This window comes from Vallitalea sediminicola, assembly GCF_054408565.1.
In genome coordinates this window covers 68783-82208 of record NZ_BTPT01000069.1, presented here as the reverse complement: position 1 = coordinate 82208, position 13426 = coordinate 68783, and the positions used below count along the sequence as shown (strand labels likewise).

Sequence of the window (13426 nt, the reverse complement as noted above, 5' to 3'; positions counted from 1 at the left end):
TAATTATATGGAAGAAAAGGAAAGGATGAATTGGCTTATGAGGATATGTTTAATTACAGAAGGTAGTTATCCTTATGTCGTAGGTGGCGTTTCTTCATGGATTAATGCACTAATAGGTGATTTTCCGCAGCATGAATTCATTCTTTACTGCATTGGTGCTAAAGAATCGGAACGAGGTAATTATAAATATGAAATTCACGACAATACTACAGAGATAATAGAAATCTTTCTTGATGAATTTTTAAAAGAAAAAGGTAAGTATGGAAAAAGATATAAAATTAGTACTTTGCATACTAAAATAATATCCGATATGTTATGCGGAGAAAAAATTGATTGGAAAGAATTTTTTATATGTATAAGGAATATTGGTTTCAAGAATGTGTCAGAATTTTTTATGAGCAAGGATTTTTTTGATATTATAAAACAGGGTTATGATATTAAATATGCTCATATTCCATTTACGGAATACTTTTGGACAATTAGGTCAATGTTACTACCTTTGTTCAACTTAATTGTGCAGGATATACCAGAAGCAGATATTTACCATAGTGTTGCAACTGGTTATGCGGGTATTATTGCTAGCTTGGGAAGTTCTCTATATAATAAACCTTTTCTATTAACAGAACATGGTATCTATTCAAGGGAAAGGGAAGAAGAAATAATAAAGGCTAGTTGGGTAAAAGGATATCTAAAAGATATATGGATTGATTTTTTTAATTTATTGGGTAATTGCTCTTATGACTGTGCTTGTAGTGTAGTTAGTTTATTCGAAAAAAACAGACAAATTGAGATAGATATTGGTTGTGATGAAGGAAAAACAATGATTATTCATAATGGTATTGATGTAAATAAATATAAAGATATAACTCTAAAACAACAGAATGACGAATTCGTAAATATAGGAGCAGTTATTCGTGTAGTACCTATAAAAGATATTAAGACCATGATAGAATCGTTTTCTTATGTGAAAAGACAAATAAGTAATGTACGATTCTATATAATGGGACCAATTGACGAAGACCCAGAATATTATGAAGAATGTCAACGACTAGTTGATGCACTTGAGGTTGAAGACATTATATTTACTGGCAGAGTTAATATAAAAGATTACCTAGGTAAGATGGATATTCTTGTATTAACCAGTATAAGTGAAGGACAACCTTTAGCTATACTTGAAGGATTGGCATGTAAGAAGCCATTTGTCACAACCAATGTAGGAAGCTGTAAAGAGCTTTTATATGGAAATGAAGAGGATAATTATGGTTTGGCAGGATTAGTAGTACCAGTAATGGATTATGAAGAGATCGGAAAAACATTAGTGAAACTATGCAACAATGAAGAACTTAGGATACAGATGGGGAAAAATGGATATGAACGGGTATCTCATTTATATACACATGATATGTTTATTGATCAGTATGATAAATTATATAATAGGTTGGTGGAAGAATGGCAGGAATAGGGTTTCAACTGAAGAAACTGTTTAGTGACAAAGGATATTTATATAAACTTAGAGCATATTTTTTCTCAACTATTGTTACAACAGGACCGATTATTATGTGTACATGCCTCATTGTGTTTATACAATTGTTTATGAATGCAGTTAAATTGCCTTATATTCAAAAACAATTGATTATAGGATCAATCGTGTATCCTTTTGTTTTTTCACAGATTATTACAAGTATTTTCTCTATGGTCATAACAAGATATGTATCGGATTTATTGTATAAAGAAGAATATAATAAGATAAATGCGTCTTTTCTAGGGGTTATAACCCTTTTGTTAATTGTTGGAGGAGTTTTGGGATTTGCATTTTATGCAAGGTCTCCTCTTCATATAAAATATAAGATTCCACCATATATTTTATTTATGGAACTTATTATCTTATGGTTACAGACAGTTTACTTATCAGCTTTTAGAGATTATATGAAAATTGTTAAAGGATTTCTATACGGTATTTTCATTACTGTAATAACAATTTATGTTTGTCTGAGTATATTACAGTTGGATGTGACCATGTCCATATTGATTGGGATGGACGTAGGCTTTTTTGTGATTGTATCCATGTTGACATTTTATATCATCAAATATTTTAATAAACTTGGTAATGATTATTTTGTGTTTCTTAAATACATAGATAAATATGCTTCATTAATATATGTATCATTTTTTTATACATTGGGTATATACGGACATAATTTTCTGTTTTGGCGAAGTAATCTAGGTGTAACTATTTCTGAAACGTATGTTTTTGCACCAGTATATGATGTAGCTGTCTTTTATGCTTTTTTAACGGTACTACCAGCTACGGTTATATTTGTTGTTAATGTAGAGACTTCTTTTTACGATAGGTATAAGGAGTACTATGGTTTGATTACCTCAGGTGGTAATGGTATAGAAATTTCGAGAGCAAGAGATAAAATGATTTTCGTTCTTTGGCAAGAGATAAGAAAATTGATTGAAATACAGTTTTTTATCTCTCTTCTTTGTATGATTTTGGGAAATATCTTTTTGCCTTATGTTGGAGTTACAGGTTTATCATTGAATATTTTCATTATCTTATCTTTAGGTTCATTTTGCTGTTTTATGATGTTTTTTATTATGCTTATACTTTTATATTTTGAAGATAGGAAAGGTGTTGCAATAATTATATCCTTTTTCTTTATTGGGAACATTATATTGACGCAGATCTCTATAGAATTAGGAGAAGTTTATTATGGCTTTGGATTTTTTGTTGCTTCTATAATTGGATTTACAATAGCAGTAACAAGATTGACCGACTATCTGAATGAAATTGATTATCATACATTTTGTTCACAGCCTGTAATAGCAAGAGAGAATTCAGGTGTATTCCATAAGATTGTAGATGTCTTATATAAAAATCATACAGAAAAATCGAATCAAAAGGAGAGCTGAATTTGAAAATAAAAAGATATATTCCCTTTATTCTATTATGTGTAATTTTTATTATATCTTTATTGATGTTGTTCAATGGGGATGAATATAAGAATGATAGTATGAGTGTTGATAATAATGAATTGAATAATGATTCCATGCTTTCACAGGACGAAGTTGATTTGATTAAGCCTCCTGTGCCACCTAGTAAAATAATTATTGAAGAACATATTAATAAAATTAAATTATCATGGGAAGCCATTCAAAATGTTTCTGCTTATGAGATAAAGATTAATGATGAAGCAATTGTAAATACAAGTACTCATGAATATATACATGATGGTATAAAACCTGGTGATCAATATACATATAAGATAAGATCAATTGATAAATATGGTATTGGCAAGTGGAGTGAATCAGTGTCAGGTATACCTAAAAAACCAGACAAATTTATTCTCAATGAAAAGATAGAGATGGATGGGTCTATAATTGATTGGGAGGGTATTGATCCATTATATTCAAATGAGCAGATCGGCATTACAGTTGTCTATGATAAGAACAATATGTATTTATTGGTACAAGGGGAACAGATACAAGATGGAAACTGTTTTTATGTTGATTGTGATAGTAATGAGAATACAGGTTATATTCAAACTGGTTGGATAGGTACAGGTGTTGAATTTATGGTATGTGATTCTACATTATATCAATATAAGGGAAAAGGTTCAGATTGGTTATGGGATAATGTAGCAGAAATTGATTATTTTATAGGGGATACTATGGCAGAATTCATTATTCCTCTTCATAGTATTGGGATTACTGATATTGGAGATATAAGAATGGGATATTCACTTGGAGAGGATATTCATATACCCCAAAAGAGCAAAGAAATGTTTTTTGTTAGTCAAGAGATTTTATATGATTTATCAGCTATAAAACCACCTGCCTTATTAGGAACAGAAATCTCAGCTTCCAAAATTATAGTCAAATATGAAGGTGTGGACAAGGCTGAAGGTTATGAAATAGAAGTTGATAATCAGATTATTAATCTTGGAAAAGATAGTTTCTATCGACATACAGGACTTGAACCAGGCAGCAATCATACATATCGTATAAGAGCAAAATCCAGTGAAAGAAACAGTTTGTGGAGTAAAAAAAGGGTATTACAGACAAAGTCTATGGATCCATTACCTGGCAAGATAAAAGTTGATGGAAAGGTCAATGATTGGACATATCTATATAATGAATTAGCTAATGACAAACTGCCTAGTGGTATTTATGCTGCATGGAGCAATAATGCTCTTGGACTTTTAGTAGTTAATCCAAATATGGGGAATGAGGATATCATTTTTATTGATAGTGGTAATGAAAATAGTGTTGGATACAAAGCACTGCCATGGAATTATCCTAAAGCAGATTATCTCATTGATGGTGAAACTATCAGCAGATATATAGGTAATGGAAGTGATTGGAAGTGGTCTCCAATGGGAGAAGTATCTGTTGTTAAGACAAAAGATATACTAGAAGTTAAGATAGACATATCACTATTTGATTTCAAACAACCTCGTGAGATTGGATTAGGTTTCATGGTAGATGATAATAACTGTATACCAGCTGAAGGAAAAGACATGATATCAGGATATAAAGTCTTAACAGACACTGCTCAACAGTTATATAGTCCACAACGGGTAGAGCTTTTTTCAGGCTCTAGGAATATTGATATAAAATGGGAACCCGTTTATGGCGCACAAAACTATGAAATAGAAGTTAATGGCAAGATAATTGGTACTAGTCAAAATAATGAATATAAACATATAGGATTAGTTCCCAATACTACTTATTCATATAGAATAAGGGCTATAAATGATGATGTAGTCAGTTCATGGAGCAAACCATTGACAAGGAAGACATTGGCTGACAATGTAAAGATTAATGTTGATGGTAGGCATGAAGATTGGAATGAACTTATGCTAAGTGCTCATGATGATAAAAATAATATAAAACTCTATACATTACAAGATAAAAAAGGCTTGTACTTTCTTATACAAGGAGAAGGAGTGAGCGGTGAAAGCAATATTTATATAGATGTTGATGGGCGTAGTACTGGTTATAATGTCTTAGACTGGTATCAGTCAGGTGCTGATTACTTGTTATATGAATCCTATATTTCAAGGTATATAGGTAATGGAGAAAATTGGTCTTGGAAAGATATTGGTGAAGCTAATATCATATCAAATAGTAATATGATTGAAGGTTATTTAGATTTTCAATTACTGGATAATAACAATATGAATGAATTAAAAATTGGGTTTGTTAATAATGATATCATCTATTTACCTTCAGCTACACAGGCAATGATTAAGACTAATCATGTTGGAGCTGTATATCAAGACCTGATAATACCTTCATCTATAGTTGTTCAACCTACAATTGACCATATTTCATTAGAATGGGAAGGCGTAAAAGGAGCTACTTCTTATGAGATTGAAATAAATAATAAAATTATTCAAGTAGATTTAACTAGATATAAAGACATGGACGTCCAGATAGGAAAAGAGTATACATATCGTATTCGTAGCAAGAACTCTTATACTACTAGTGGTTGGAGTGAGAAAGTCACAAAGACATTGATAGCTTCAGAACCACATATTAAACTTGATGGTATAGTAACCGATTGGATTGGGATAGAGCCAGTTGCAGACAATGAAATTTTTAGTTTATATGCTTATATTGATAAGTACTATTTGAATATCATGGTGCAAGAAAAAGACGGAAGTAAGGAGAATTATATCTACATTGATGTGGACAATGATAATAAGACAGGATATAAAAATTCTAATTGGTCAGATTGTGGAGTAGATTATGTGGTAATTAACGGATATCTTCATAAGTATATAGGTGATGGTGATAATTGGTCTTTTGAGTATATAAGAGAGATAACTGGAATTAAGAAAGATAATGTTTATGAGATAAAACTGGCTAAAAGTTATATTGGTATGAAAAATACAACTATAATAAAATTGGGATATAGCGATAATGTAGATAAAAACATACCAAAAGAAGGTAGTGGGATGGTAGTTGTTAATAAGTGGGAATGAGTTAATTAATTACAAATTCAAAAAGAGAGCAGAATTCCAAATAATTCTGCTCTCTTTTTGGTTAATGGGATTATGAATACCCAGTAGTTTTATAGATTATATATTTTACTATATTTTTTTTCTAGATAATCTGTATAGTATTTTGCATTAAGAGGTTCTCCAGTTGCTTTTTCTATTATCTCACTTGGAGTTAATAATCTTCCATATTTGTGGATGTATTCTTTTAACCATTCTCTTATATTTTCTAAATTACCTTGTTTAAGATCTTTAGCAAAATCTATTGTTTCATTCATCTTATTAGCAAATTGAGAAGCATAAGCATTTCCAAGCGCATAGGATGGGAAATAACCGAATAAACCTTCTGACCAATGTACATCTTGTAGAATACCTTCAGCATCATTTTGTGGAGTTAATCCCATGTATTCATGATATTTTTTATTCCATATCTCTGGTAGGTCAGTAACTAATATTTTATTTTCAAATAATAATTTTTCTATTTCATATCTAATCATTATGTGAAGAGAATAAGTAAGTTCATCTGCGTCAGTTCTAATTAAAGAAAGTTCAGATTTGTTAGCAGCAAGATAAAGCTCTTCACATGTAACGTCTTTTAAGTTTTCAGGGAAAGATTCTTTTATAATTGGGTATAGATATTCTATATAAGAAGAAGATCTTCCAACTATATTCTCAAAAAAACGTGATTGGGATTCATGTATACCCATAGAAGTACCAGTGCCAAGAGTTGTATAATTTAATTCATCGCCTGTATTTTGTTCATAGATGGCATGACCACCTTCATGTAATGTACTATATAGTGCTGATAAAAGGTTGTTTTCAGAGTAATGAGTCGTTATTCTAACATCGTTTTTATTGAAATGAGTAGTAAAAGGATGTACGCTTTCTGCCATCATACCAGAATCCATATTAAATCCTAGAGATTTCAATAATTTCTCGTTAAGTACATTTTGTTCTTTAGTCGGATATGTCTTTTTAATAAATTCATCGTTGATTTTAACTTCTGATTCGTTGATTTTAGCAACTAAAGGTACTATTGAATTTTTAAGTTCGCTAAAGAATTCGTCCAAATCATCAGTAGTCAATCCTTTTTCATAATCATCTAGTAATGTATTGTAAGGGTGTTTAGTATAACCTCTATATTCAATAAATTTCTTATTGAATTCAATAACTTTTTCAAGATGTGGAGCGAAAATAGAAAAATCACTTTTGATTTTAGCATCTTCCCAAGCGGCACTAGCTTTAGATTGAACTTCAGTATATTCTGTGACTAATTCAACAGGTATCTTTGCTATTTTATCGTATTCATCACGAAATTCTTCAACTTTTCTAAGTGTTACATAATCAAGCTGGGTTTTATTGTCCCCTAAGAAAATTAGAAGTTCATTAAAATCTTCATTGACAAGAGTTTTATAGTATTCTCCTGTTAATATTGATAAAGTTTTAGCCCTTCCGTCTATGCTGTTATTTGGTGCTCCTGTTGCAGCATCCCAATGTATAATACCTTGTGCATGTTCAATTGCATGTAATTTGTTATCGACTTCATTAAGTCTATTGATAGCAGTTTTAATATCCATACGATATCACCTCATATTTTGTATTTGGAACCTATTTTTTCCATAAACCCATTATAACAATAAAATAATTAAAATGGAACTTATTTTCCTTGATTATTTTAACATTGTCATGTAAAATAGAAGAAGTTTATTACTGTAATATATTGAACTTATTAGAATGATTGTATAGATGATTGAGTTAAATATATATATTAAAAGAGATTACGTCGCGTTATTTACGTTAGTAATTACATAAATCGAATGCAAAAATATAAGGTGGATTAATACAATGACTGTACGAGAAAGATTAAAAGACAAAAAAAAGATAATAGTTAAAGTTGGGTCATCATCGTTAACATATGAAGAAACAGGTGAAATAAATTATTTTAGATTAGAAAGATTAATCAGAGAGATAACTGATTTGAAAAATATGGGTAAAGATGTAATATTAGTTACATCAGGTGCTATTGCTGTTGGAACTAAGACAATGAATTTACCTAGAAGACCTAATTGTTTAGAAGAGAAACAAGCTGTAGCGGCAGTGGGTCAAGCAAACTTGATGATGATTTATCAAAAAATATTTAGTGAGTATAATCAAAATGTAGCTCAAATTCTTATAACAAAGAATTTGATAGATCAACCAATTAGAAGAAAAAATGCTCAAAATACTTTGAATGCGTTATTGAAAATGGGTGCAATTCCTATTGTCAATGAGAATGATACTGTAGCTACTGAAGAAATAGTTTATGGAGATAATGATACATTATCAGCTATTGTTAGTAAGTTAGTGAAAGCTGATCTATTAATATTATTATCAGATATAGATGGTTTGTTCGATGAAGATCCAAGAAAGAATAGTAATGCTAAACTTATTTCTGAAGTAACAGAAATAACTGCTAATGTACAGCATATGGCAGGTGGTGCAGGCTCAGTCAACGGAACAGGTGGTATGGCTACTAAAATAACTGCTGCAAAAATTGCTACTAGTAATGGAATTGATATGCTCATAGCCAACGCTAATATTGACAATGTTATTGAAAAAATAGTTTATGGTGAAAACATAGGAACTTTATTTATAGCAAAATAGTCATTACGTACACTTTAGTATATATTCTAAAAGGGCTGTCTTGTAAGACAGTCCCTTTTAGAATGTAAATTGATATTTTAACTGGTTTTATCAATTAAGTTATTAATTGATTTTACAGCTATTTTATTAGATATTTCTATTACGGGTATATTTTTTTCTTGAACTTGGCTTATTAGATTATCAATAATAGAATTAATAATCTTAGCATCCTTTTCACTGACTTCTTGGGCGTTTTTGAGTTCCACTTTCCATTCACTTTCTAGTTTTGTATAATATTTGTTAATATCCTTGAATTTTTTTAGTTTTGCTAAATACTTGATTTTGTATAAATAATATTTTAACTTAATCAATCCTGCCTTTTTGTCGTTTTCTTCTAATGTTAGTATATAACTACAGTATTTGTAGAGGTCAGAGGCTTTATTTTGAATAGCTAAATCATTATCTGTAGTAACTAGTTCAGGATATTTTTTCAGTAATTCTTCTTGTGGAAGTATAATATCTTCAGATGGTTCAGATTCATGCGTAGCTGAACTCGATTCGTTATCTGAACTACTACTTGATGAGTCATCACTACTTTCTTCACTTCCACTTGAACCACTGGACTTAGAACTATCATCACCCTGAGACTCTGATTTTTCTTCTTGACCACCACCGTCAGATGCCATTTCAGTTAAGATTTTTATTTGGCTTTTTTCAACATCGATTGCTACCTTTTGTATCTTTTGTTTATTCGCTTCATCTGAAATGTTTTTACTTAGTTCATTAATCAAAGCTTTAAAATCAACAGCATTTTCATCATTATCTGTTATATAGTATATTCCCACTTCGTTTGCTTTTTCATGAAAATCCATTAATTCATCATAACATTTAATATAATCCTTTTTTTCAAGAAGATTAATTAGCTCATCAGTAATATTAACTAACTGATACTTTAATGATTTGTTTACAAGTGTTGAATTAGCTTTTTCATCTTTTTGTTCACTATTTGAACAACTAGTAGAAATTATTATAAATATTAGTAAAGGTATCATAATTTTTCTTATCATATTATTCACTCCAAGTAATGAAATATTGTTGGACTATACTTATTATTAGATATTATCTATGAAAAAATACAAATATAGTTGAAAAAAAAATAAAATAATTTATAATAATTATTATCAATTAATATATATGTGTATTTTTTCAAGAAAAACTTGATTAGTTACGTATAAGAGATTAGAATATATGTAATAAACATATTACTGTAAATATAACTGTTAAGTGATAATAGGATGACTGGAGGAAAATATGGAAGAGAAAAAAATAGACCGAATTAATGAACTTTATAAAAAAAACAAAATTGAAGGACTTACTGATGATGAAAAAATTGAACAATCACTCCTTAGAGAAGAGTATCTGAATTCTGTAAGAAAAAATTTCAAGAGTACTATGAATACAATTAAATTAAAAGATGAGAAGGGCAATATTACTCCATTAAAGCCTAAGAATAAGAAATGATAAAAAAAGAGATAAGAGAAACCTATCTAGATAAAAGAAGTAATATGTCTAAGGATGATGTTACCAATAAAAGCAAAAACATATATGACAAAATAATAAATAGCAAGATATATAAGGATTGTTACGATCTATTTATTTATGTAAGTAATTTTAATGAAGTCGATACGCTTAATATTATCAAGAAAGCATGGAATGATAATAAGTTAGTGGCTGTTCCAAAAGTAGAAGAAAAGGGAATTATAAAATTTTACTATATTAACTCCATGAAGGATTTGAGAAAAGGTAAATTTAATATATTAGAGCCTATAACATTAATTGAAGGAGTGCCAACAGCAAAATCACTATTCATAATGCCAGGAGTAGCTTTTGATAAATCTAAAAATAGGATTGGTTTTGGTGGAGGTTATTATGATAGATATTTATTTAAATATAGAAAAGCTTTTAATTTAATTGCTGTGTGCTATGATTATCAATTGTTAGATAAGGTTCCATCTGATGTCTATGATGTTAAACCAGATTATATTTTTACTGAATTACGAGTAATCTAAATATAAAGACTATAAAAAACTAGTAGAATTACAATAATTAAAGAGGTGAATACGTATGGAAGAATTGAATATAAAAGGAAAAAAAGCTAAAGAAGCCAGTTATCTTTTATCGAGGCTTTCTTCAAACGATAAAAATAAAGGGTTAAAAGCAGTTGCTGATGCTTTATTATTAAATGAAAAGGTTATTATTGATGCTAACAAGATTGATGTACTTAATGCAGAGAAAAATGGTGTAAAAGGTTCTTTGGTTGATAGACTCACTCTTAATTCTAATCGCATTAAATCTATGGCTGAAGGAATTGAAAAAATTATCCAATTAGATGATCCTATCGGCGAAGTTATGTGGATGAAAAAAAGACCTAATGATTTGGAGATAGGTAAAAAAATAGTACCACTTGGTGTTATTGGAATAATATATGAAGCAAGACCAAACGTTACTGTAGATGCTTTTGCATTATGCTTCAAAACTGGAAATGCAGTAATCTTAAGAGGTGGTAAAGAAGCAATAAACTCCAATCTTAAGATTGTAGAAATTATTAAAGCCGCACTTATTGGTGCCGATATGCCAAAGGATGCTGTATCACTAATTGAAGATATCAGCAGAGAGACAGCAACTAAGATGATGAAACTTAATGAATATCTGGATGTTCTGATTCCAAGAGGTGGTACAGGACTTATCCAAGCAGTTGTCAACAATAGTACGGTACCTGTAATAGAAACAGGTATAGGTAATTGTCATATCTTTGTAGATAAGGAAGCTAATCTAGATATGGCAAAGGATATTCTTATTAATGCAAAAACTCAAAGACCAGGAGTATGTAATGCATGTGAAAGTCTTGTAGTTCATGTAGATATAGCTCGTGATTTTTTACCTATGGCTTGTAAAGCTCTAAAAGAGCATGATGTTATTATTGTAGGGGATAATGTGGCAAAATCAATTGTAACTGATATTGAAGAAGCTTCTGAAGAAGATTATGGAACAGAATACTTAGATTATAAGATATCTGTTAAAGTGGTTAATGATATTGATGAAGCAATTAATCATATTAATAAATACAATACCAAGCATTCAGAATCAATTATTACAGAAAACTATACTAATGCCAGAAGATTCCTTAATGAAATAGATGCAGCTGCAGTATACGTTAATGCATCTACTAGGTTCACAGATGGCTTTGAATTTGGTTTTGGTGCTGAGATAGGTATAAGCACACAGAAACTTCATGCAAGAGGTCCTATGGGGCTTAGAGAGCTAACAACTACCAAGTATGTGATATATGGTAATGGTCAAGTAAGAAATTAGTTATAAAAAAAGGGCAACTCATAATAACATTTAAAATGTATTATGAAGCTGCCCTTTATTTTTTATTATTCATTATCCTCAGTATTATCTTCTTCTTCTTCTTCAATTAACTGCATAAATGTTTTGGATACTATATCAAATTCGTCGTCATCTTCAATATTTGTAAGTTCAATATCTTCGTCATTTGATGAAGAATATTTATAGAGTAGAACGTCATCCTCGTCTTCTGGTAGTAAAGCGATATATTCATTTTCATTTGCTTCAAATACACCTAATACTAGACATTCAATATTCTCGTCATTATCCAATGTTAATGTTATAGTCTCATGGTTATGCTCATGTTCATGGTTACAACAATCTTCTTCGTGATCATGACAATTACAGTCTTCGTTTTTTGCTGAATGATCATGGTTACAATTACAATCGTGGTTATTTTCTTTATTCATTATAATTCTCCTGTCCATATAATTATTAATAATTATATTTTAATATTATTGGATTAATCTACCTAATCATTATATTACATATATACCTATAATTAAAGGGAAAAATAATTACATATTATTAAAAGATAATTACGAATATTAGAGTTTATTATTTATATTTTTCCCCTGTATTAGAAAAATATCCTAACTAAACCTATTTATATAATAATATTTGTACAAATATTATTATGGTTATATACAAAAAACACAATCAAATATATAATTAGATATGTTGCATTGATGTTTCTATAATTATATAACATTAACTTATTGAATAAAAGTACATGTTCTATATACCAAATAGGGAGGCAATACATAATGAAGAAAAAATGGCTACAATGGGCTAAGGAACTACAAGCTATATCACAATCAGGATTAGCATACTCAGAAAATGAATTTGACATTGATAGATTCCAGAGAATAAGAGATATCAGTGTTGAAATAGTTAGTGAATATACACAGTTGAATAATACAAAAGTTAGGACATTATTTGCGAATGAATCAGGGTATCAAACTCCTAAAATTGATGTTAGGGCAGCAGTATTTAAAAATGATAAAATATTGTTGGTTAAAGAAAATAAAGACAATAAGTGGGCATTACCTGGGGGATATGCTGATATAGACTTAAGTGTATCAGAAAATGCTAAAAAAGAATCTATGGAAGAAGCAGGTGCGGTAGTATCACCAAAACGCATTATAGCTGTTCTTGACAGGAATAAATATATAAATGATGATTATCCTTACTCTATATATAAAATATTTGTTGAATGTGATTATATAAAAGGGGAGTATATAGATAATATTGAGACTTGTGAAGCGAAGTTTTTTGATCCTGATAATTTACCTGAATTATCTCTAGGAAGAAACACCAAAGAACAAATTGGGATGTGTTTCATGGCTAGAGGTAAAGAACTATTTGAGCCTATATTTGATTAGAAT

At 29.7% G+C, this 13426-nt stretch carries 11 protein-coding genes; 8 read left to right on the top strand and 3 right to left on the bottom strand.

Annotated features, from left to right (window positions below; all coding sequences use genetic code 11):
- The first annotated feature begins 37 nt into the window (after positions 1–37).
- Genes pelF through ACX6CF_RS22280 form a run of 3 tightly spaced genes read left to right on the top strand, consistent with a single transcriptional unit; the run spans position 38 to position 5993 of the window.
- The gene (gene pelF / locus ACX6CF_RS22290) at positions 38–1462 is read left to right on the top strand and encodes a GT4 family glycosyltransferase PelF (protein WP_458787583.1); all 1425 of its coding nucleotides are present in this window, start codon (positions 38–40) and stop codon (positions 1460–1462) included.
- Positions 1450–2916 carry an exopolysaccharide Pel transporter PelG gene (gene pelG, locus ACX6CF_RS22285; protein ID WP_458787582.1) on the top strand — a complete coding sequence of 489 codons (1467 nt, stop codon included), beginning with the start codon at positions 1450–1452 and terminating at the stop codon, positions 2914–2916. The genes pelF and pelG overlap by 13 nt, the downstream gene beginning before the upstream one ends.
- A 2-nt stretch (positions 2917–2918) precedes the next feature.
- Positions 2919–5993 (top strand): fibronectin type III domain-containing protein, encoded by a 3075-nt coding sequence (locus ACX6CF_RS22280; protein WP_458787581.1) that lies wholly within the window; start codon positions 2919–2921, stop codon positions 5991–5993.
- Between the two features lie 89 nt (positions 5994–6082).
- Here the strand turns inward: ACX6CF_RS22280 and ACX6CF_RS22275 are convergent, their stop codons facing one another.
- On the bottom strand, positions 6083–7585 hold the full coding sequence (locus ACX6CF_RS22275; protein ID WP_458787580.1) for a carboxypeptidase M32: 1503 nt from the start codon (positions 7583–7585) through the stop codon (positions 6083–6085).
- A 268-nt stretch (positions 7586–7853) separates the two neighbouring features.
- Between ACX6CF_RS22275 and proB the strand changes: the two genes are divergently transcribed.
- The gene (proB, locus tag ACX6CF_RS22270) at positions 7854–8651 is read left to right on the top strand and encodes a glutamate 5-kinase (RefSeq protein WP_458787579.1); all 798 of its coding nucleotides are present in this window, start codon (positions 7854–7856) and stop codon (positions 8649–8651) included.
- Positions 8652–8728: 77 nt separating this feature from the next.
- Here proB and ACX6CF_RS22265 read toward each other — a convergent pair whose 3' ends face one another.
- Positions 8729–9697 carry a hypothetical protein gene (locus tag ACX6CF_RS22265; RefSeq protein ID WP_458787578.1) on the bottom strand — a complete coding sequence of 323 codons (969 nt, stop codon included), beginning with the start codon at positions 9695–9697 and terminating at the stop codon, positions 8729–8731.
- 244 nt (positions 9698–9941) lie between these two features.
- Between ACX6CF_RS22265 and ACX6CF_RS22260 the strand changes: the two genes are divergently transcribed.
- The 3 genes from ACX6CF_RS22260 to ACX6CF_RS22250 are packed head-to-tail and all read left to right on the top strand — an operon-like array spanning position 9942 to position 12002.
- Positions 9942–10151 carry a DUF896 domain-containing protein gene (locus ACX6CF_RS22260; protein WP_458787577.1) on the top strand — a complete coding sequence of 70 codons (210 nt, stop codon included), beginning with the start codon at positions 9942–9944 and terminating at the stop codon, positions 10149–10151.
- Complete coding sequence (locus ACX6CF_RS22255; RefSeq protein ID WP_458787576.1) at positions 10148–10699, top strand: 5-formyltetrahydrofolate cyclo-ligase; 552 nt, start codon at positions 10148–10150, stop codon at positions 10697–10699. The genes ACX6CF_RS22260 and ACX6CF_RS22255 overlap by 4 nt, the downstream gene beginning before the upstream one ends.
- 55 nt (positions 10700–10754) lie before the next feature.
- Positions 10755–12002, top strand: a complete 1248-nt coding sequence (locus ACX6CF_RS22250; RefSeq protein ID WP_458787575.1) for a glutamate-5-semialdehyde dehydrogenase — start codon at positions 10755–10757, stop codon at positions 12000–12002.
- A 65-nt stretch (positions 12003–12067) separates the two neighbouring features.
- Here the strand turns inward: ACX6CF_RS22250 and ACX6CF_RS22245 are convergent, their stop codons facing one another.
- Positions 12068–12448, bottom strand: a complete 381-nt coding sequence (locus ACX6CF_RS22245) for a DUF1292 domain-containing protein (RefSeq protein ID WP_458787574.1) — start codon at positions 12446–12448, stop codon at positions 12068–12070.
- A gap of 357 nt (positions 12449–12805) precedes the next feature.
- Here ACX6CF_RS22245 and ACX6CF_RS22240 point away from each other — a divergent pair, with 357 nt between their 5' ends.
- Positions 12806–13423 carry an NUDIX hydrolase gene (locus ACX6CF_RS22240; RefSeq protein WP_458787573.1) on the top strand — a complete coding sequence of 206 codons (618 nt, stop codon included), beginning with the start codon at positions 12806–12808 and terminating at the stop codon, positions 13421–13423.
- Positions 13424–13426: the final 3 nt, after the last annotated feature.

What these genes read in the sequence shown, in the direction of transcription:
- ACX6CF_RS22250 (WP_458787575.1), top strand. Translation starts at nt 10,755, where the DNA reads ATGGAAGAATTGAATATAAAAGGAAAAAAAGCTAAAGAAGCCAGTTAT.
- proB (WP_458787579.1), top strand. Translation starts at nt 7,854, where the DNA reads ATGACTGTACGAGAAAGATTAAAAGACAAAAAAAAGATAATAGTTAAA.
- ACX6CF_RS22255 (WP_458787576.1), top strand. Translation starts at nt 10,148, where the DNA reads ATGATAAAAAAAGAGATAAGAGAAACCTATCTAGATAAAAGAAGTAAT.
- ACX6CF_RS22260 (WP_458787577.1), top strand. Translation starts at nt 9,942, where the DNA reads ATGGAAGAGAAAAAAATAGACCGAATTAATGAACTTTATAAAAAAAAC.
- pelG (WP_458787582.1), top strand. Translation starts at nt 1,450, where the DNA reads ATGGCAGGAATAGGGTTTCAACTGAAGAAACTGTTTAGTGACAAAGGA.
- ACX6CF_RS22245 (WP_458787574.1), bottom strand. Translation starts at nt 12,448, where the DNA reads ATGAATAAAGAAAATAACCACGATTGTAATTGTAACCATGATCATTCA.
- ACX6CF_RS22240 (WP_458787573.1), top strand. Translation starts at nt 12,806, where the DNA reads ATGAAGAAAAAATGGCTACAATGGGCTAAGGAACTACAAGCTATATCA.
- ACX6CF_RS22275 (WP_458787580.1), bottom strand. Translation starts at nt 7,585, where the DNA reads ATGGATATTAAAACTGCTATCAATAGACTTAATGAAGTCGATAACAAA.
- ACX6CF_RS22265 (WP_458787578.1), bottom strand. Translation starts at nt 9,697, where the DNA reads ATGATAAGAAAAATTATGATACCTTTACTAATATTTATAATAATTTCT.
- pelF (WP_458787583.1), top strand. Translation starts at nt 38, where the DNA reads ATGAGGATATGTTTAATTACAGAAGGTAGTTATCCTTATGTCGTAGGT.